This window comes from Paraburkholderia sp. SECH2 (genome assembly GCF_030464795.1).
Classification (GTDB): Bacteria; Pseudomonadota; Gammaproteobacteria; order Burkholderiales; family Burkholderiaceae; genus Paraburkholderia; species Paraburkholderia aspalathi.
In genome coordinates this window covers 29,964-50,020 of sequence record NZ_JALPRH010000007.1, presented here as the reverse complement: position 1 = coordinate 50,020, position 20,057 = coordinate 29,964, and the positions used below count along the sequence as shown (strand labels likewise).

Below are 20,057 nucleotides of genomic sequence, written 5' to 3'. Positions count from 1 at the left end.
CCTTGCTCATTGCGCGGCGACTTTCGCTATCGCAGCCGTTTTAGCCGGCGGATTTTGCAGCAAGGGCTGCAGCACCGGCGCCAGCGACTTCAGCAACTGCACCGAGAGCGCACTCGTGAACTCGTAATGCGCCGCATACGGCTCATGCACCCAGGCGGTCAGCGTGCCGTAGAAACGGTCTCCCATCACAAACACGAAGGTTGCGCTGCGGTTCACCTTGCGCGACTCGATCAGGCGTGCGCCTTTGGCCCACACATTGAAGCGCTGATCGCCGGTGCCGGTCTTGCCGTAAATTTCGAGTGTTTGACCATCGGGAAACGTCATGCCCTGCGCGAGACGCTTGGCCGTACCGCCTAATACGACATCGCGCAACAGCCCTCTGACCACCCCGGCGATCTCCGGCGACAACTGCTGCTGCGGCGCCACCGCAGCACGCTGGAAATGCGTTTCGTACGGCGTGTTTTTCGCGAAGTCGAGTTGCGTGAGACTTTCGGTCGGCACCTTGTTGCCGTTGTTGGCAATCACGCCTATCAGTTGCGCGAGCGCAGCCGGCCGGTCACCGGATGCGCCGATCGCCGCCGCATACGACGGCGTGAGCGTCGCGAACGGATAGCCGAGCGCCTGCCACGATTTACCGATCGCATCGTAGGCGCGCAGTTCGACCATCCGCTTGATGCGGCGATCCTGGGTGGCGTGATAGCGGGTCTTGAAGAGCCACGAATAGGTCGACAGACGCACATCGCGGCTCGCATTCTGTATCTGGTCGAGCGTCGCGTCGGGATGGGCGCGCAGATAGTTGAGCGTCCACAGTTCCAACGGATGCACGCTCGAAATGTAGCCGCGATCGTTCAGATTGAAGCGGTCGATTGCATATTTGTCGTACAGGTTCGCCAGGTCCTCGTCGTCCAGGATGGAGGCAGCCGGCGTGTTCTTCAGCGCCGCACGCATCTTCGCGTTGAACCACGCATTCGATTCATCCGGCGCGACACTGCGCAACACCGTCGCTACCTTAGGCGGCGATTTGCGCACGCCGAGCAGCAACAAGGCAAGTTGTTGCTCGGGCGCCTTGCCGTGGTATTTCGTGTAGAAACGATTCATATACACGCGGCTTTCCTGATCGGCGAAACGCGTGAGATACATCTTGCGGATCGCAGGATCGCCCAGCCATTGCGCCGACGGTCCGGTGGTTTGTACCATCTCGTAGTGGACGATATCGCGCATCAGCCGCACGAACACCAGATTGACCGAATGCTGGAATGCACGGTGCACGGTGAGAATGCGGCTGTTGTCGTCCGATTCGAAGTTGTTGAAAGTCTGCGCGCCACCGCCCGTGTAAAACGTTTCGCCCGGACTTGCCGAGTATTTGCGTTCCACCGCCGCGTCGAGCATGGCTTGCAGCGAGCGGTTCGAGGTATGCGCCAGATAGTCCAGCGCCCAGCGCGTGAGCTGATCGTTCGGATCGTACTTCACGGCTTTCAGCTCCGCTGTGCTCAGCGGGGCATAACGCGCATGCAGCTCGGAGACAATCTGCAAATACGTCACCACGGTACGCATTTTCGCGGTCGAACCGAGATTCAGTCGCGCACCGGAATTGATGTCGAATGGCTGGTTCACGCTATCGGTTTGCACCCGCACCAGGTTCGCGCCGTCACGCCGTTCGAACAGCGTAAAGCTATAGGCGATTCTCGATGGATCGTCGGAGGCGCGCAGCATTTCATAGCCGACGAGCCCCGCGGCTTTTGCGCCGTCGCGCGTCGCGGCGGCGGCAAGACGTTCACTCACGGCCTGCTGCACGGCGTTGTTGAGCGTGCCCGTTGCCTGCATGTCCAGCCGGTCGAGTTCATAGAAACTCGGAATGCCGAGCGCCGCCAACAGGTGCGAACGCATCGACGTCACAGCCTTGCGCGACACGAACGAGTCGGCGTTGTGCGTTTTTTCCGGTGCGCGGCGCAGATCCACTTGCGCGGACAACGCGGCATCGCGCAGCGGGTTCGAAATAACACCACCGCTCGCCAGCAAGCGCAGATAACTATCCGTCAGACGTTCAAGTTCGGCATAGCCGTGATGCAGGAAATACGACGGCGCGCGTTGCGCGATCATCAGCGAGAGCACCTGGCGAAACGCCACGCCCTGCTCCGCGAGATTCTCTTCTGTCGACGGTGCTTTGAGAATGCGGTTGATGTCGTTGAAATCGCGACTGTACCAGGCGGCCAGACCGTCGCCGATGCCATTGATCTCACCAATACCCGGCTGCGCGGCAAGCGGCACCGAGTTGAGATAGTGGACGACGATCTGCTGGCGCGCGGGCATCGTCTGCGGACCATTCAGATAGGCCCGGACCGAGGCGGATGCGATTTGCCGCAATTTTTCCGGCGGCGTTGCCGTGCGCCCGCCCGCCGAGTGGCGGAACTTCTCGATCTGCGTAGCGAGTGTGCTGCCGCCGGGCGTCGACTGATGCCGGTTGAACACGCGCGCGCCCTGGTCGACGAGCGCGTGGCTAAAGCGTCCCCAATCGATCGCCGGATTGCGGTTCGGCTGATCCGGATCGAGCAGATAGCGGTCTTCGATAAACAGTAGCGAATTGACGATCAGCGGCGGGATCGAATCGAAGCTGTCATAAACGCGGCCCGGATACTGTGCACCAAAGAGCGGCGCGCCGGTACCGTCGAAGAGTTGCAACCCCGCCTGGTCTTTTTCGGCGTAGGGAATAAATAGACCGCTATCGGCCAGCGACAGCATTCGCTCGGAATCACGCGACTGTGCGCTGATTTCAAACCCGCGTTCGAGCAGGCGCTTCTGGAACGACGGCAGCAACGCGTAGCCGAGGCGGCTGTCGTAAGGGCCTTTGTCTGCTTGAGGGAAGCGGATGGAATGACTTGGACCGCTCTCGGCGGAGAAACCCACGTCGCGCGTGAGTTCGGAGAGATAGCGCGCCTGCAGTCGAGACGTTTCGATCTCGACCTGGACAAAGCGGGCCGCCAAAGCCAGCGCGAGCACGAAGCCCACTGCCAGCCCCCATTTAAGCCACTTCCTGACGGGCGCCGTGCCTGTCGCGCGAAGCGGTAACCGAATCAGTGGCCGATTCATGGCTGCTCTCCCCGAGCGTGCGCCATTCTCTTGATTCTGGCGCACCTTCGATCAAGTGTAGCGCGGAACGCGAGCATGCAATCGGTTCGGATTTACCCCAAAGTGTCGCCGCAGCAACACCTTCTCACCAAGCTGGCGGAGCGCCGATTGGCGTGAGATATTGAGGGTCTTTCGCGCGTCAGAAGAAAGCAGATTCAGGCGTTTTTTTGCGCCGGCGCCGCTCGCCCTTCCCCCTCTCCCATCGTCCGTCCACGCAGTAACTCGATGAATTGCTCAGCCGGCGGCGACAGCACGCCGCCTTTGCGCGTCACAATCCCGAAAGTTTGTGACGGCGACTTCAGTTTGACCGGCACGAAGCGCAACATTTTCTGCCGCACGAACAACTCCGCGATCGCGGTTGGCAACAACGAAACCAGATCGGCGCTGCTTTGCAGTAATGCGACTGTCACGAAAGTGGAGGCAGTCGAGATCGGGTTGTCTGGCATCTCAAGTCCTGCCAGATCCATCTCCCGTTCGAGCAACGCATGCAAGGGCATATGTGACGGATACATGACCCAGCGGTGGCCGGCCAGGTCACGTAGTTTGACTTCTTTCCTCGGCATTGGCGGATGGCCATAACCCACCACCACCGATAACGGCTCATCCCCAAGCGGACGGTAGTGATATTTCGACGGATCGGCGGCAACCGCCGCACGGCCGATCACCAGATCGAGCCGGCCTTCGTCGAGTTGCAGCAGCATGCGTGCGCTGGTGTCCTCCATCACTTCGATCGATAGCCCCGGCTGGCCGGCATGCAGATCGTTCAGCGCCGGCACGACGCACTCCGGAATCGCGCCCATGATCGCGCCGATCGCAAGCCGCCCACCGCGCCCCGAGCGTATCTCGGCGACGTCCTGGCAGAGCGCGGTAAGGTCCGTCGCCACGAGCCGTGCGTAGCGGATCACGCAGTGGCCGAGCTGGTTCGGAATCATGCCGCTCTTCGAGCGCTCGAAAAGCGGCGCCTCGAGCATCGACTCCAACTCCTGCAACGCCTTGCTGGCGGCCGATTGCGTCATCGACATCGCGCCGGCGGCTTTGTGCAGCGACTTATGGTCGTCGAGCGCGATCAGCAATTGCAACTGCTTCATGCGTAGTCTCGACAGCAGGACGTTCAGGGTGTCTTTCATGAATTGCCGGGTAGCCGCGAGGTGAATCGCAAGGTGAGTCGCAAAAGCGATCACAAGATGGAAACAATTCAATATACCCGCCACGCACCGCGCCGTATAGTCAGCGACGGAGACATTCAAACACCCACGCCCCATCACGTCGTCACCTCACCTCGGCACAACGCACATCACCATGACCCATACCCACAACCCTGCTCCCATGCGCGGCGTGTTCCCCGTCGCGCCGACCATCTTCGACGAGGCCGGCGGTCTCGACCTGGAAGGCCAGAAACGCTGCATCGATTTCATGATCGACGCGGGCTCCAACGGCCTGTGCATTCTGGCGAACTTCTCCGAACAGTTCGCGCTGTCCGACGACGAACGCAACACGCTGATGCACGTGGTGCTCGAACACGTTGCGGGCCGCGTGCCGGTGATCGTCACGACCACGCATTTCAGCTCGTACCAGTGTGCTGAACGCAGCCGCAGCGCGCAGGCAGCGGGCGCCGCGATGGTGATGATCATGCCGCCGTATCACGGCGCGACGATCCGCATCGGCGAGCGCGGTATCTATGAGTTCTATCGCACCGTGTCCGATGCAATCGGAATTCCGATCATGATCCAGGACGCGCCGGTCAGCGGCACGGCGTTATCCGCACCGTTTCTTGCCCGCATGGCGCGTGAACTGCAGAACGTGTCGTACTTCAAGATCGAAGTGCCGCAAGCGGCGAACAAGCTGCGCGAGCTGATCGAACTGGGTGGCGACGCCGTGGTAGGTCCATGGGATGGCGAAGAAGCGATCACGCTAATGGCCGATCTCGATGCGGGCGCAACCGGTTCGATGACCGGCGGCGGCTACGCGGACGGCATCCGCCTGATCGTCGACGCCTATGCCGCGGGCGACACCGAAGCGGCCGCCGCCCACTATCAGGAATGGCTGCCGCTCATCAACTATGAAAACCGCCAGGGCGGCCTCGCATCGTGCAAGGCCTTGATGAAAGAAGGCGGCGTGATTCGATCGGACGCAGTGCGCCATCCGCTGCCGCCGATTCATCCGGCCACACGCGCAGGCTTGCTGAAAGTCGCACGGCGACTCGACCCGCTGGTATTGCGCTGGGGCATCTAAGCTCAACTCTCAACCTGGAGCAGTCCAAAGCAAAACAATGAGCGCCCACGCGCAACCCCCGGACGCAAACCCCGGGTCCTGCATCCACATACGCGGCCATACGCCTGGTGGATGCAGCACACGGGGGAAAAACCACATATAAGGTCGGAAGGAAATTGAGTAACATAGGCCCGCAAGCTCACCACATCACTTTCCATGACCGCCGACCCTCGAGAACTGACGCCGGAAACCCTCGCCGAGTTGCTCGAACGCATTGCCAAAGAGGATGCTTCGGCACTACGCGAGCTATATGATCTCGCCGCCCCGAAACTGTTTGGTCTTGCGCTTCGTATATTGAGCAGGCACGAGTGGGCCGAGGAAGTATTGCAGGACAGCTTCGTCAACATCTGGCGCTTTGCGGGCGACTATCGGCGGGCACTCTCCGCCCCCATGACGTGGATGTCGGCAATCGTCCGGAATCGTGCTCTCGATCACCTGCGGCGGATCAACAAGCAGGAAACCGAATGGAGCGATGCGTTGGACGATCTTGTGGCAACCGGCGATCCGGATCCCGAAGCACTGAGCGCGGTCAGCCTGCAGGCACGTCTGCTGGCCGGCTGCATGCAGCAGCTGGAACCGGCGCAGCGTCAGGCGGTGGCTCTCGCCTACCTGCGTGACCAGAGCCATAGCGAGATCGCTGAAGCGCTGACGGTGCCGCTCGGCACCATCAAATCCTGGATCCGGCGCGGCCTTGCCAAGCTGAAGACCTGCCTGGGAGGTGAGTGATGAATCTCCATCGCTATCCTCAACTGGTCGATATGCTGGCCGCCGAGTACGCGCTCGGCACACTGCGCGGCGGCGCCCGACGACGCTTCCAACGCTACGCGGATCACGATACGGTGATTCGTCAGGCTGTCGAAGAATGGCAGCGGAGAATCTCGCCGCTAGCCGAACTCGCCGAGCCGCGTATGCCGCCGGCTGCTATCTGGGATGCTATCGAGCGGCGGCTCGGCCTGACGTCGGCGCGTGAGGCTGCGCGCGAGGCGGCACGACCGCGCACCGTGGTCGAAAAACCCGCGCGTCCGTCCGGCAGCATTTTCGAGAATCTCGCGTTCTGGCGCGGCTGGGCGATCGGTGTGACAGGGTTTGCCATAATCGCGGCAGTGGTTGCCGTGCGCTCGCTGTTGCCGTCGGGCGTGACACCGTCGACTGCGCCGACCGTCGCGCAACAGCCGGAAGCGGCCGTCTCGCATGTCGCGGTGCTGAACGACAAGGACGCGCATCCAGTCATGCTGGTCGCGTGGGACGAAGCCCGCTCGACCATGACGCTGCATCCGCTCGGCAAGGTCGACCTGCCGGCCGGCCGGGCGATGGAGTTGTGGGGCATCCCGGCCAGCGGCCATCCGGTGTCGCTCGGCATGCTGCCGGACAGCGCCAACGGCAAGGTCACGGCCGGTCAGCAGAAGCCGGAGAGCTACGCGGCGCTGGCGGTCTCGATCGAAGCGCCGGGCGGCTCGCCCGATCACAATGCGCCTACAGGTCCGGTGGTGTTCAGCGGCAAGCTGCTGCCGGTGTCCTGATCTACCCTTAGCCCTATGCAAAGCTTTTACGAAGCCACTGTCACCCGCGCTGCCGGGCACTCGTCCGCTTACGCGCCGCTAACCGGCCGGCGCAGCGTCAACGTCTGCATCATGGGCGGCGGCCTCGCGGGCTTATCCACGGCATTGGGACTCGCCGAGCGGGGTGTCACCGACGTCGCCGTGCTCGAAGCCGAACAGGTAGGCTTCGGCGCCTCCGGCCGCAACGGCGGTTTCGTGTTCGGCGGATACAGCCTCGATTGCGCGGATCTGCTCAAAACCCTCGGGCCGGCCCGCGCCCGCGAACTCTATGCGCTGACAACCGACGCCGTCGATCTGATGAGGCAACGTATCCAGTGCTACCGCATCGATTGCGATGTAACCGATGCCGGTGTGATCCTCGCCAACTGGTTCGACGAACCTGCAAGGCTCGACACGCAGCGGCGTTTGATGCGGGATTCGTTCGGCGTTGAGTGGGAACCCGTGGCGCCCGCGGAGCTCGCTTCACAATTGAAGACCGACCGTTATCACGGCGGCCTGTTCGAGCGCAACGCGTTCCACTTTCATCCGCTCAAATATGTACTCGGTATCGCGGACGCAGCGGCCAACGCGGGCGTGCAGATTCACGAGAAGTCGCCCGTTGTGCGCCTACAGCGCGACGGCGCCGGCTTCGTGGTGCACACGCCGCAGGGCGCGCTCGAAGCACGCCACGTGGTGATGGCCGGTGGCGGCTATGCGCGCAACGTCTATGCGCAGGTCGACCGCGCGGTGCTGCCAATCGCTACTTACGTAATGGCCACGGAGCCGCTCGGCGCCCGCCTGAAAGACGCGATGGAGACCCGCGCCGCCGTCTACGACACCCGCTTCGCCTTCGACTATTACCGTCCGTTGCCCGACACACGCATCCTGTGGGGTGGCCGCATCTCGGTACGCGACCGCGCTCCCGACGACATCGCGCGGCTCCTGCGGCGTGATCTGTTGAAGGTCTATCCGCAGTTGCACGACGTGCGGATCGAGCACGCCTGGGGCGGTCTGATGAGCTACGCGCGGCACAAGATGCCGCAAATCGGCCGCAATACGGACGGCATCTGGTACGCGGTCGGCTTCGGCGGCCACGGCATGGCGCCCACCACCGTCTCGGGCGAATTGCTGGCGGCGGCCATCTCCGGCGAACGGCCGGTGCCCGAGGCATTCGCGGCTTTCGGCCTGACGCGCACTTACGGCGCGCTCGGTCTCGCGGCCGCGCAACTCACCTACACCGCCATGCAGACGCGCGACGCGCTCGCCGCCCGGCGCCCTTCGGCCCGGCCGGCGCTGTGACGCTACTCAGTAAGCGACCCGACAGCTGGCTCAATACGCCGCCGCTTATGCCCGAGACCCGCTCCGGAGGCTGGTTTCAGCGTGCTAGAATGCGCCGTCATCGCCGCTCGAATACACAATGAAAAAGGGAAGCAAGGCCGCCGAGCCTGATACCAACGGCATCGCGTCCGACACCCGACGCAAGTACGATCCCGAACAGACGAAGCGCAATATCCTCGACGTCGCGACGCAGGAGTTCTCCGCGATGGGGTTGACCGGCGCACGCGTCGACGCGATTGCGGAGCGCACGAACACCACCAAGCGCATGCTGTACTACTACTTCGGCAGCAAGGAAGGGTTGTATCAGGCCGTGCTGGAAAAAGTGTATGGCGACATTCGCGCGCTCGAACAGGATCTGCACGTCAGTGAACTCGATCCAATCGAGGGCATGCGCGCGCTGGTCGAGTTTACATTTGACTATCACGATCGCCAGCGCGACTTCGTACGCCTCATTACGATCGAGAACATTCACGGCGCGAAGTACGTCGAGCAGGTGAAGAGCTTCAAAGGCCGCAACGTCACCGTCATTCATACGATCGAAGATCTGCTCTCGCGCGGCATCGCAGCGGGACTGTTCCGCAGCGACGTCGATGCGATCGACCTGCATCTGATGATCAGCTCGCTGTGCTTTCACCGTGTCGGCAATCGCCATACCTTCGGTACAGCGTTCGGCCGCGATCCGTCGCACCCGCGCCTGCGCGCGCGCCATCGCGCGATGATCGTCGACGCCGTGCTGCGTTTCGTGCGCAAGGAAGACTAAGGCAAACCTGAAACAAAAAAGCGGGACCTGGTGTTAGCCAGGTCCCGCTTTTTTTTACTCAATGAAAGCCGTTCGAACGATATGTGCTGTTCAGTCCACCAGCACGATCCGCTTGATATCGCCGACGATAAAGATGTACGACAGCGCGCCAATCAAAGCGATCGCGCCGATGAACACCAGCGCGCCGACAAACGAACCGGTTGCCGCGACGATGAAACCCACCACCAGCGGCGTAACGATGCCCGCCAGATTGGCGGCAAAGTTGAAGATGCCGCCCGTCACGCCAAGCAGTCCATCCGGCGCAATATCCGACACCAGCGTCCAGCCCAGCGCCGCCATCCCCTGCGCGAAAAACGCCACCGACAGAATCGCGATCACTGCCACGTTGCTCTCGACATAGTTGGCGAGAATGATCGTCGAGGCGAGCAGCAAACCGGCGATGATCGGCAGCTTGCGCGCCACGTTCGGCGACTTGCCGCGGCGCAGCAGCCAATCCGAGAAGATGCCGCCGAACATCACGCCGATCGACGCGGCAATGAACGGCATGATCGCGAAGAAGCCGATCTTCAGCCATGCCATATGGCGCTCGGTGGCGAGATACGTCGGGAACCAGGTGAGGAAGAACACGAGCGTCGAGTTACCGGCGAACTGGCCAAGGCAGATGCCGGCCAATTGACGATGCTTGAGCAGGCGTCCGATGGTGCGCCATTCGAAGCCGCTCTTCGCCGATGCAGCCGGTGCGCCGGAAACATCGGCGTCCTTCTTGCTGTGCGTCAGACCGCCGCCTGCTTCGATATAGTCAAGCTCCGCCTGATTGACGGACGGATGATCGTGCGGTTCGCGATAGAACATCCACCAGATCACACCGAACACGAGACCCACGCCGCCCACCACGTAAAACAGCGAACGCCAGCCGAACGTGCCCATCAACATGAACAGAAACGGGCTGAAAAACGCGAGGCCGATATATTCGCCGACCGTGTAGGTGCCGGTCGCCATCGCGCGTTCGCTCTGTGGGAACCATGTGGCCACCACGCGGCTATTGGTCGGAAAACACGGCGCTTCCGAAACGCCGAGGCCGAGACGGAAGACGAACAAAGCGCCGATGCCATGCACGAGCCCTTGCGCAAGCGTGCACAGCGACCAGAACGTCATCGAGAGGAAATACGTGAGCTTGCTGCCGAAGCGGTCAAGAAACAGACCGCCCGGAATCTGCGAAGCCACATAGCTCCACGAGAATACGGAGAACAGCAAGCCCATGAGCGCGGCGTTGATGCCGAGCTCCTTGGTCAGCTGCGGCGCCGCGATACCGAGCACCGTGCGGTCCAGATAGTTGATCATTGTGCCGACCGCCAGCAGCGAAAGAATCTGATAGCGGGCTTTCGAGCGGCGCGCGGTGCTTACCGTGGCAGCCGTTTGGCGAGTTGCCTCGGCGGGCGTGGAATGAATGGGTTGTGGCATGGCGTCTCTGTCTCCTCGGTCGGGTTACGTACCGGATATGTATGGCTTATGTGTTACTGGCCTGGCGTTGCAACAAGGACTGGAAATGCGTGTACACGCGCTCGGCGTCGGGTTCGAGGCCCGTGAAGATACGCATCGCGTCGACCGCCTGATACACCGCCATCCCGCCGCCGCTCAGCGTGCGGCAGCCGAGTTCTTCGGCGGCCTGCAGCAGCGCGGTGCGGATCGGGAAATAGACGATGTCCGCCACCCATAAATCGCGGTGCAGCAATTCAACCGGCAGCGGCAAGCCAGGCAATTTCGCCATGCCGGTGGGCGTTGCGTGAATCAGGCCGTTAGCGGCGGCGAGCGATTCTGCGAGCGAGCTACCGGCAGTGACGGTGGAGGCGGGGAAACGCTTCTGCAATTCCGCGGCGAGCGATGCGGCACGCTCGGCGTCCACGTCGAATAGCGTGAGCGTCTGCGCACCCATGGTCAGCGCGGCATGCGCGACCGCTGCGCCCGCGCCGCCCGCGCCCAGTTGCACGACGCGTTCCAGCGATACATCCGGCAAGCCGCGTTGAAACGCACGCGCAAAACCGGACCAATCGGTGTTGTGACCGATACGTTTGCCGTTCTTGAACAGAACCGTGTTGACCGCGCCGAGTGCGCGCGCGTCGTCGGAGAGTTCGTCGAGCAGCGGAATCACGGCCTGTTTGCAGGGGTACGTGATGTTCAGCCCGTTGTAGCCCATGCGCTCGGCTGAAACGAGCAAATCGGAGAGCGCCGTGATGTCCAGCTTCAGCGCCTCCAGATCGACGCGCCGATATACATAGTGCAGGCCGAGTTTGCTGCCCTCTTCCTCATGCATCGCGGGGCTAAGCGATCCGCCGATGCCCGAACCGATCAGACCGACGAGAAACGATTGTGGGCTCGCCTGAGCGTTTGTCTGGGTATTCGCTTGTGCGTTCATTTGGCCGCCCTATTCTTAAGGATGACCGCCATCCGCTCCAGAGCGAGCACATACCCCTGCGTGCCGCAACCGACGATGATCGCCTCGGCCACCGCCGATACGTACGAGTGATGCCGGAACGCTTCGCGGCGATGCACGTTCGAAATATGCACTTCGATGACGGGCTTTTCGATCGCAGAAAGCGCGTCGGCAATCGCCACCGAGGTATGCGTGTAAGCCGCCGGATTGATCACGATGCCGTCAACCTTGCTGCGCGCCGCATGCAGCCAGTCGATGAGTTGATGTTCCGCATTCGATTGGCAGAAATCGACCGACAGATCCAGCCGCTCGCCCGCGTCGCGGCAGAGCCGCGCGACGTCGTCGAGCGTTTCCGAACCGTAGATGGCCGGCTCACGCGTGCCGAGCAGGTTGAGATTCGGTCCGTTGAGGACCAGCACTGAAGCAAAACTCATGACGACCACTCCTGCAAAAGTAAGGCATAAAGCGGGCCACAGCATGCGCCGTGGCTCTACAACGTAAGCGCAGTGTGCGCGCATTGCCCGCAATCGTCATTCGGGGTTTATACGAATTTGTACCATCTAGTTAGTTTGTATAGACTGTCGGGAAATTCCGCTAATATGGGTAGTTCTGGCCTGCGGCCTGCTGGTTGACGGTAACTAGCTAGACCATTTTGCGCATTGCAGCATAGCGGACCGCAAGACACGCGGACGCCGCACAGCGGCCGCTTCGCGCCGCCCCACCAGTCGTTTCATTGTTTTTGCCGGAGCCGTTCATGCAACGTTCGATTGCCACCGTGTCGATCAGCGGGACCCTCGTCGAAAAGCTGACCGCAATCCAGGCGGCGGGCTTCGAAGGCGTCGAAATCTTCGAGAACGACCTGCTGTATTTCGACGGCTCACCCGCCGACGTGCGGCGCATCGCCGAGGATCTCGGGCTGAAGATCATGCTGTTTCAGCCGTTCCGCGATTTCGACGGCGTAAGCCCGGAACGCCTCGAACGCAATCTGGATCGGGCGAAACGCAAGTTCGACGTGATGCACGAACTGGGTACGGACCGGATTCTGGTGTGCAGCAACGTTTCCCCCGACACCATCGGCGACGACTCGCTGATGACCGACCAGCTCGGCGCGCTGGCCCGCGCGGCCGCAGCGGCCGGCGTGATCGCCGGCTATGAGGCGCTTGCGTGGGGCAAGCACGTCAAGACCTACCGCCACGCGTGGAAACTCGTCAATGCGGTCAATCATCCGAATCTGGGGCTTGTGCTCGACAGTTTTCATACGCTGTCGCTGAACGATACGGTGGACGGGATCGCTGATATCCCGGGCGATCGCATCGCCTTCGTGCAGATTGCCGATGCGCCGAAGCTCGCCATGGACGTGCTGGAATGGAGCCGCCACTACCGCTGCTTCCCGGGCCAAGGCGATTTCGATCTGGCAGGCTTCACCGCCCAGGTCGTGAAAACCGGCTACACGGGCCCGCTTTCGCTCGAAATTTTCAACGACGGTTTTCGCGCCGCACCGACCGCCATCACCGCGGCGGACGGCCATCGCTCATTGCTGTTCCTCGAGGAACAGACCCGGGCGCTCCTTGAATCCACCCGGCAGCCGGTCGGCGAACTCTATCGATCGCCCGCTGCGCCCGCGCACGTCGGCTATCAGTTTCTCGAGTTCGCGGTCGACCACACGACCCGCGCGCATCTCGTCGACTGGCTCGGCAAGCTGCGCTTCCGTCAGGCCGGCCAGCATCGTTCGAAAGATGTGACGCTGTTTCAGCATGGCGCAGCGTCGATCGTGCTGAATGCCGAACCGGATTCATTCGCCAATGCTTTCTTCCAGCAGCATGGTTTGTCGCTGTGCGCGTCGGCCTTCCGCGTGGACGACGCCAATCAGGCGTTCGAGCGCGCCGCCGGGTTCGGCTACGCCCCGTTCTCGGGCCAGATCGGCCCGAACGAACGCGTGCTGCCGGCCGTGCAGGCGCCCGACGGCAGCCTGAACTATTTCGTCGACGAGACACCGGACCAGCCCACCCTGTTCGAAGCTGATTTCGTGCTCACCGACATTAATGGTCCGACCGAAGTGGGACCGCTCGCGCGCATCGACCATGTCTGCCTGTCGGTGCCGGCGCCTTCGCTGGATACATGGGTTCTGTTTCTGCGGACCGCGCTCGGCTTCCAGGCCGAGCCCGGCGTGCTGGTGCCCGACCCGTACGGGCTGGTGCGCAGCCGCGCGCTGCGCAGTCACGACGGTTCGGTGCGAATCGTACTGAACGCCTCCGTGGACCATCACACGGCGGTGGCCGAAGCCTTGCATACCTACCACGGCTCGGGCCTGAATCACGTCGCGTTCAGCACCGGCGACATTTTCAGCGCAGTTCCCGAATTCGTCGCCGACGGTCTGCCAGTGCTACGCATTCCGCGCAATTACTACGACGACCTCGCCGCCCGCTACGCGCTGCCGGACGAGACGCTCGAGGCGCTGCGCGCGCACAACATCCTGTATGACCGCGACGAACGCGGTGGCGAGTTCTTCCACGCTTACACCGAACAACTCGATCAGCGCTTTTTCCTGGAGATTGTCGAACGGCGCGGCGGCTACGACGGTTATGGCGCGGCCAATGCAGCCGTACGGCTCGCAGCGCAGGCTCAGCGACGCAAGTAGGGGTTTGCGGCCGGCAATGCTGGTGGACGGTGGTTTGCGGTTCGCGGCCCTCCACCCGCGAATTCACGCAGATCGGGCACGGCGCATGCTCCATCGGCTCAAGCGGGCGCGCCGCACCGATATAATGGCGTTTGATCCGCGGCCAGTGCCGCGCGCACCCTGCCCCATACGGGTGTGGCGCGTACCGTCAGCCGAATGAAACGCCAGGAGAGATATGAAGAAGTTTGCCGTAGTCCTGTCAGTTCCCCTGCTTCTCAGCGCTTGCGCGTACTTCCAGAAGAATCCGGATGCCGGCGAGCCCGTCACGGACACCACCACGCAACGCTCGGTCAGCGACGTAGTCGCCTGCCTGACGCAAGTGGCGACCAGCCACAACGCCGCGTTCAAATCGACCGCGATTCCGCAGGGTCAGATGCTCGATTTCGGCGATTCGAATATCGTCAAGGTCCGTAGCGACAACGGCGCGACGACTTATCGCTTCTACGCGGGCAAACGCCACGTGAACAATCTGTGGATAGAATCGGCGAGCAAAACTTGCGCGCCGTAAGGTAAGCAGACGCAATAATCGGCCAGGTGTAACGGTCGGTAACTTGTTCCGGCGCAATCATAGTGTCACGGTGTTACATCACAATGGTGTCTTAAGAATCGTTTAAGACTTCATCCGCATGATCCATCCGACACTAATCCGCACAAGGTGCGCTTCATGAACCAGCCCGATCACAACACGAACGACTCGCCCGCACCGGCGAAAAAGCCCACGATTCTGCGTCGCTTGCTGAGCCATCACGAACTGGCAACGCTGCTGGTGTTGCTGCACGCGCCGATCGACGCATCCGCGAAACCCGAGATTCCGCAGCTTCACGAAGCCGGCCTGATCGAAACGGTCTCCGGCGACGCCGGCGCCTCGCATATCCGTCTGACGCCCGAAGGCAATGCAGTGTTGCGCGGACTCGGTGTGAAATAAGGCGCGTTGTAGATTTTAGTTACGCCTGCCAGACGCCGTACCCCGCCTCGCGTAGTCCAATCGCCAATTCCACTTCCATATCCTGTGCGCCGCGGTAAGGCATCGGATTGTAAACTTCATACAATTCGGGCATGAGGCGCAGGCCGTAATCGCGCACATAGCGATTTGCCTGAATGCCGGCCTTGTGCCGGTCGAATCTCAGATCCGGGTCCAATCCCGTCATTCCCACATACACGCACGGCTTGTCGAACCGGTAATCCGGATTCGCGCGGCGAAAGCGCGCCTCGTTCCAGACGGTGTCGTCCAGTGCGACGACATAGACGTAGTAATGATGCTTGCGACGAACCATGTGCGCGGCGGCTCAGCTTCGCGAGGTTCCGTGCAGCAGCATCCGGTACTCGGTCGGCGTGACGCCGACGGTCGCCTTGAATTGACGCGTAAAGGCGCTGTGGTCGGTGTAGCCGCAGAGTGCGGCCACATCGGTGACCTTGTCGTGTGAAACCAGCAAGGCGGTGGCGGCGTCGAGCCGCGTTTTCAGCAACACCTGGCGCGGCGTCAAATGAAACACTTTGTGAAAGTAACGCTCCAGTTGCGCCACCGACATATCCGCCATTGCAGCAAGCTGTTTCAGATTCAGCGGCTGCACGTAATTTTCCTGAATGGACTGCACCACTTCAGCCAGCCGGCTGTAAGCAGGATGACTGCTTTCGTCCGCTTTCAGGTCGCGGGAGATGCCGGCAAGGCCGACCACCTTCCCCGCCGGATCGCGCAACGGCTGCTTGCAGGTCAGGCACCATCCCGGCTGACGGCCGGGATACAGGTGCAGCTCCAGCTGATCGATCATCTGGCTGCCAACGTTGATGATTGCTTTGTCCTGGGCGGTGTAGATGCGACCGAAACGGTGCGGGAAGACGTCCTCGGCGGTCTTGCCGAGCAGCGCGGACTTTTCCTTGAAGCCACAGCGCGAAGCCAACGTGCGATTGACCAGCGCATAGCGGGCATGCGCGTCCTTGACGAAGAACACGACGTCCGGCATCGCATCGAACACGGGCTCAAGTAGCGTGAAATGCGACAGCATGCCGGACAGCGTTGCGTCGTCCGGTTCGAGCGGATGAGCCAGCGTGTTCATCGTGCGGGTTCCGTGGTCGGTGCGGTTGTGCGTTGAGTGCCGTTGGTGCGTTCATCCGCGCGACTGCACGGGGTGGCGCTTGCGGTCGATTATAGGGCCACGCGCTATTGAAAATATCCAGCGGACGAATGGACGGCTGTTTCACTCAGCGGGCAACGGCTCCTCGCTGATTGCCATCAACGTGCCGATTTGCGCCGGACTGAACGGCGGGCGCGGCGCTGCAGCTTGCCAGCCTAAATACAGCGAAGCCGCGGCGCCACAGATTCGGCCCTGGCATGCACCCATCCCGCAGCGGGTATGCAGCTTGGCCTCGCGCCAATCCGGATAGGCGCGTACCTCGCCGAAGCTGACGTCTTCGCAACGGCAGAGCAGCGTGGCGTCGTCGGGTGGCGTGCGCGCGGCGGTCTGCAAGGCAAAGGCCGTTTCGACGCGCCTTGCGAAACGCCGCCATCGGGCTCGTTGCGCTTGCAATGCGGTGCGGTTTGCCGAGACGCCGCTCGCGGCCAGCCCGGCAATCTCGCCTTCCACACCCGCCAGTTCCGCGCCGCCGACGCCCGTGCATTCGCCTGCTGCCAGCACGCCGTCGACCGAAGTCCGCTGTTCGTCGTCGACGACGATCTCGCCCGCTTCGGTGATCGCACAGCCGAGCGCTTGCGCAAGCGTGATATTCGGCACGAGTCCATAGCCGCAGGCGATGCGGTCGCAGTCGAGCGTCGACTCATGCTCGCCGCGCCGGATCGTCACGCGCTCGACGCGGCCATCGCCATGAGCTTTCCGGACAATGCTGCCGGTCCAGTAACGCACGCCCGCGAAGCCGCGCGTCATGGTAAAGGCTTGCCGTAACTTCGCCGGCTCGCCCAGCAATGAGGCTCCGAAGCGGGCGACCTCAAATGCCGAGGCCTGCTCCACGACCGCCAGCACGCGCCCCCCCGCCGCACGCGCGGTGGCAAGCGCCGCGATCAGCAAGGGACCGCTGCCTGCAATCACGATCCGTTCGCCGCGTACCGGCATGCCGCCTTTGATGAGTGCCTGCAGCGCGCCCGCACCGGTCACGCCGGGCAACGTCCAGCCAGCGAATGGCAATAGCCGCTCGCGCGCGCCGGTCGCGAGAATCAATCGATCGTAGCTGATCGACACGCCACCGTGCTCAGCCGACTCGAGCAGCAAACCTCGCGGACTCAAAGGCGCGATTACGCGAGTGGATGGCAAAAGGGTGACGTTGGTTTGCGTCTTCAAAACGGCGAGCAGGCCTTGTAGCGGCACTTGCGGCGGATGGCCGGGACCTTGCCGCCAGATTTGACCGCCGGCGCGCGGATTGTCGTCGAGCACTGCGACTGTGGCGCCCTCGCGCGCCGCTGCCTGCGCTGCGTTCAATCCGGCCGGACCGGCGCCTACCACGACGATGTCGAAATGCTGCTTCATCGGTTGTCCGTGGTGGTAGGAGCGTTGGTCGCGTTGACTGCGTTGGCCACAGCCGCGGCAGTGCAAACCACCTGCCCATCGCGGCAAAGCGTCTGGCATGCCAATACATGCGCCCGACCGTCGATCGTGACGCGGCACTCCTGGCAGATACCCATCCCGCACAGCGCTGCACGCGGCTCGCCGCTGACCGACGTCCGCGTACGGCCCGCGCCCGCCATGGCAAGCGCCGCGGCCACGATCGTGCCGGCTTCGACCTCGACGCTTCTACCGTCGATCGTCAAGTGAAGGTATGTTGCATCGGCGTCAGCCATGGGCCACCTGTTGCGCAAAACGGACCGGCAAGTAAGGCTCGACGGGAATTGGTGCAGTGTTCCCAGTGATCTGCGCGGCGAGCAACTTTGCGGTTGCCAGCGAAGTCGTCACGCCAAGACCCTCGTGTCCGACCGCAAGCCACACACCGGGTGCAAAATCACCGGCCGGCCCGATCAACGGCAGACCATCCGGCGACGCCGCACGAAACCCGGTCCACGCGCGAATGCCATTGAGCGTCGGCAGGACCGGCAGATAACGTGCTGCGCGCTGCAGCATCTGCGCGAGCACCGGCATGTCGACGGCAGGATCGGTTGTATCGAACTGGCGCGACGAGCCGATCAACAACTGCCCTGTAGGCCGCGGCTGCGCATTGAACGCCACCGAGGTACCGGCTGCGTGATGCGCGCTCTTGATGTAGCCCAGTTCGAGCAGTTGATGGCGAACGAGTCCGGGATAACGGTCGGTGATCAGCAGATGACCTTTCTTCGGTTGCAACGGCAGAGACGGCAGCAGTTGCTGAGCACCCAGACCATTGGCCACGATCACGTGCTCCGCGCTGACGCGCTCGCCGTCGGCCAGCGTCACGCCACGCGCGCTGATTGCGGTAACCCGCGTACCGAGCCGCACACGGATCTTCTCGACTCCTGACGATTGCGTCAGCAGCCACTCGGAAACCGTCGGCGCATACACGATGCTGTCGTGTTCGATCCGCAGGCCGCCCGCCATCGATGCCGCCAGCGCCGGCTCACACGCCCGCAACGCGGCCGCGTCGAGCAGTTGAGCGGTGACGCCCTGCGCTTCGAAGGCGGCATGCATGGCGCGGGCGGCTTGCCATTCCTCATCGTCGGCGGCGACCCACAAAGTACCGCAGCGCGCGAACGCGTCGCGCGTGCGCAGCTGCGGCGCGAGCGCCAGCCACAAGTCGCGCGAATAGCGGCTCAACGCGAATTCCGCGGGCGAGTCATTCATCACGACGATATGGCCCATGCCCGCTGCCGTCGCGCCGCCGCCGATGCCCTGCGCGTCGAGTACCTTAACGCGCATGCCGAGCGCGGCCAGCTCCGCCGCGCAAGCCGCGCCGACAATGCCGGCCCCGACGATCAACGCGTCCGCTGTCATGCCGTGCGGATGCCCCATGCGAACGGGTCGCGCTCGTCGAAACACAAACGCCCTTCGGCCATGATGTGCGCGTGGCCGGTGATGGTCGGAATCACCGAGACGCCATCGCCGGCGCGGCGATAGCTCGCCTCGAATACGCTGCCGATGATGCTCTCCTGCCGCCACACCGCGCCTTCGGGCAGCTTGCCGTCGGCGGCGAGGCAGGCGATTTTCGCGCTCGTGCCGGTACCGCACGGCGAACGGTCATACGCGTTGCCGGGACAGAGGACGAAGCTGCGGCTGTCGATGCCGTCTCGCGAGCCCGGTCCGAAGAGTTCGATGTGGTCGATCAAGGCGCCGTCCGCGCCGGTGATGCGCTGCGCGATCAGCGCATCGCGGATTGCCGTACTGAACTTGGTCAGCTCGGCGATACGCGCCGCCTCCAGCGAGTGCCCGTGATCAGCGACGAGAAAGAACCAGTTGCCGCCCCAGCCGATGTCGCCAGTCAACATGCCGTAGCCCGGCACGTCCACCTGCACGCCTTGCCTATAGCGATACGCCGGCACGTTGCGCACGGCCACGCTGCCGTCCTCGTTGAGCGTCGCTTCGACGACGCCGACCGGTGTCTCGATCCGATGAAGCCCCGGCCCGATCCGCCCCATGTGCGCGAGCGAGACGACGAGACCGATCGTGCCGTGCCCGCACATGCCGAGATAGCCCACGTTGTTGAAAAAGATCACGCCGGCCGCGCACGCGGCATCGTCCGGCTCGCACAGCAGCGCGCCGACCACCACGTCCGAGCCGCGCGGTTCGGTGACGATGCCTGCGCGCCAGTCGTCGAAATGCGTGCGAAACACGTCGAGACGCTGCGCCAGCGTGCCGCCGCCAAGCTCCGGGCCACCCGACACCACCAGGCGGGTCGGTTCACCGCCGGTGTGCGAGTCGATGATATCTAGGGTTTTCATGATGCACATGGTAGGAATGCCGGGCGCCGAAGTCTTGGTGTGCATAATCGTAGATTGTGACGATT

The 20,057-nt window shown here is 62.8% G+C and carries 19 protein-coding genes; 8 read left to right on the top strand and 11 right to left on the bottom strand.

The annotated features are described in order from the left end of the window. Positions 1–6: 6 nt before the first annotated feature. Together M0D66_RS14545 and M0D66_RS14540 are read right to left on the bottom strand one after the other, a co-directional pair. Positions 7–3,087, bottom strand: a complete 3,081-nt coding sequence (locus M0D66_RS14545; protein ID WP_211706550.1) for a transglycosylase domain-containing protein — start codon at positions 3,085–3,087, stop codon at positions 7–9. Between the two features lie 194 nt (positions 3,088–3,281). After that, on the bottom strand, positions 3,282–4,253 hold the full coding sequence (locus M0D66_RS14540; protein ID WP_211706551.1) for a LysR family transcriptional regulator: 972 nt from the start codon (positions 4,251–4,253) through the stop codon (positions 3,282–3,284). Positions 4,254–4,425: 172 nt separating this feature from the next. Here M0D66_RS14540 and M0D66_RS14535 point away from each other — a divergent pair, with 172 nt between their 5' ends. The 5 genes from M0D66_RS14535 (at position 4,426) to M0D66_RS14515 (ending at position 9,033) form a co-directional block, all read left to right on the top strand. Beyond that, positions 4,426–5,358, top strand: coding sequence for a dihydrodipicolinate synthase family protein (locus tag M0D66_RS14535; RefSeq protein ID WP_211700482.1), 933 nt, complete (start codon positions 4,426–4,428; stop codon positions 5,356–5,358). 195 nt (positions 5,359–5,553) lie between these two features. After that, entirely contained in the window at positions 5,554–6,123 is a 570-nt protein-coding gene (locus M0D66_RS14530) for an RNA polymerase sigma factor (protein WP_093645341.1), read from the top strand. Then, the gene (locus M0D66_RS14525) at positions 6,123–6,917 is read left to right on the top strand and encodes an anti-sigma factor (RefSeq protein WP_211706552.1); all 795 of its coding nucleotides are present in this window, start codon (positions 6,123–6,125) and stop codon (positions 6,915–6,917) included. Before M0D66_RS14530 ends, M0D66_RS14525 begins: the two co-directional genes overlap by 1 nt. A gap of 15 nt (positions 6,918–6,932) precedes the next feature. Further along, complete coding sequence (locus M0D66_RS14520; RefSeq protein ID WP_211706553.1) at positions 6,933–8,234, top strand: FAD-binding oxidoreductase; 1,302 nt, start codon at positions 6,933–6,935, stop codon at positions 8,232–8,234. A 118-nt stretch (positions 8,235–8,352) separates the two neighbouring features. Continuing rightward, positions 8,353–9,033 (top strand): TetR family transcriptional regulator, encoded by a 681-nt coding sequence (locus M0D66_RS14515; RefSeq protein WP_093645335.1) that lies wholly within the window; start codon positions 8,353–8,355, stop codon positions 9,031–9,033. A gap of 90 nt (positions 9,034–9,123) precedes the next feature. On the opposite strand, the gene M0D66_RS14510 is transcribed toward M0D66_RS14515, so the two are convergent. The 3 genes from M0D66_RS14510 to aroQ are packed head-to-tail and all read right to left on the bottom strand — an operon-like array spanning position 9,124 to position 11,898. Beyond that, entirely contained in the window at positions 9,124–10,494 is a 1,371-nt protein-coding gene (locus M0D66_RS14510) for an MFS transporter (protein WP_093645333.1), read from the bottom strand. 46 nt (positions 10,495–10,540) lie between these two features. Next, the gene (locus tag M0D66_RS14505) at positions 10,541–11,446 is read right to left on the bottom strand and encodes a shikimate dehydrogenase (protein ID WP_200651443.1); all 906 of its coding nucleotides are present in this window, start codon (positions 11,444–11,446) and stop codon (positions 10,541–10,543) included. Then, the gene (gene aroQ, locus M0D66_RS14500) at positions 11,443–11,898 is read right to left on the bottom strand and encodes a type II 3-dehydroquinate dehydratase (RefSeq protein ID WP_093645328.1); all 456 of its coding nucleotides are present in this window, start codon (positions 11,896–11,898) and stop codon (positions 11,443–11,445) included. The genes M0D66_RS14505 and aroQ overlap by 4 nt, the downstream gene beginning before the upstream one ends. A 320-nt stretch (positions 11,899–12,218) precedes the next feature. Between aroQ and M0D66_RS14495 the strand changes: the two genes are divergently transcribed. The 3 genes from M0D66_RS14495 (at position 12,219) to M0D66_RS14485 (ending at position 15,066) form a co-directional block, all read left to right on the top strand. Further along, a complete protein-coding gene (locus M0D66_RS14495; RefSeq protein ID WP_211706554.1) occupies positions 12,219–14,102 on the top strand; it encodes a bifunctional sugar phosphate isomerase/epimerase/4-hydroxyphenylpyruvate dioxygenase family protein in 1,884 nt (627 codons plus the stop codon). 214 nt (positions 14,103–14,316) lie between these two features. Then, positions 14,317–14,649: a hypothetical protein gene (locus tag M0D66_RS14490; protein WP_093645324.1), complete on the top strand. Its 333-nt coding sequence runs from the start codon at positions 14,317–14,319 to the stop codon at positions 14,647–14,649. Positions 14,650–14,805: 156 nt separating this feature from the next. Further along, positions 14,806–15,066, top strand: a complete 261-nt coding sequence (locus M0D66_RS14485) for a hypothetical protein (RefSeq protein ID WP_266210941.1) — start codon at positions 14,806–14,808, stop codon at positions 15,064–15,066. A gap of 19 nt (positions 15,067–15,085) precedes the next feature. Here the strand turns inward: M0D66_RS14485 and M0D66_RS14480 are convergent, their stop codons facing one another. The 6 genes from M0D66_RS14480 to M0D66_RS14455 form a co-directional block, all read right to left on the bottom strand. Continuing rightward, positions 15,086–15,415, bottom strand: coding sequence for a hypothetical protein (locus M0D66_RS14480; protein ID WP_093645319.1), 330 nt, complete (start codon positions 15,413–15,415; stop codon positions 15,086–15,088). Positions 15,416–15,427: 12 nt separating this feature from the next. Further along, entirely contained in the window at positions 15,428–16,195 is a 768-nt protein-coding gene (locus M0D66_RS14475) for an AraC family transcriptional regulator (protein WP_093645317.1), read from the bottom strand. Between the two features lie 141 nt (positions 16,196–16,336). Further along, on the bottom strand, positions 16,337–17,617 hold the full coding sequence (locus M0D66_RS14470; RefSeq protein WP_093645315.1) for an FAD-dependent oxidoreductase: 1,281 nt from the start codon (positions 17,615–17,617) through the stop codon (positions 16,337–16,339). Next, entirely contained in the window at positions 17,614–17,928 is a 315-nt protein-coding gene (locus tag M0D66_RS14465; RefSeq protein WP_211706555.1) for a 2Fe-2S iron-sulfur cluster-binding protein, read from the bottom strand. Before M0D66_RS14465 ends, M0D66_RS14470 begins: the two co-directional genes overlap by 4 nt. Continuing rightward, a complete protein-coding gene (locus M0D66_RS14460; RefSeq protein ID WP_211706562.1) occupies positions 17,921–19,048 on the bottom strand; it encodes an FAD-binding oxidoreductase in 1,128 nt (375 codons plus the stop codon). Before M0D66_RS14460 ends, M0D66_RS14465 begins: the two co-directional genes overlap by 8 nt. Further along, positions 19,045–20,001, bottom strand: coding sequence for a 4-hydroxyproline epimerase (locus tag M0D66_RS14455; protein ID WP_211706556.1), 957 nt, complete (start codon positions 19,999–20,001; stop codon positions 19,045–19,047). The genes M0D66_RS14460 and M0D66_RS14455 overlap by 4 nt, the downstream gene beginning before the upstream one ends. Positions 20,002–20,057: the final 56 nt, after the last annotated feature.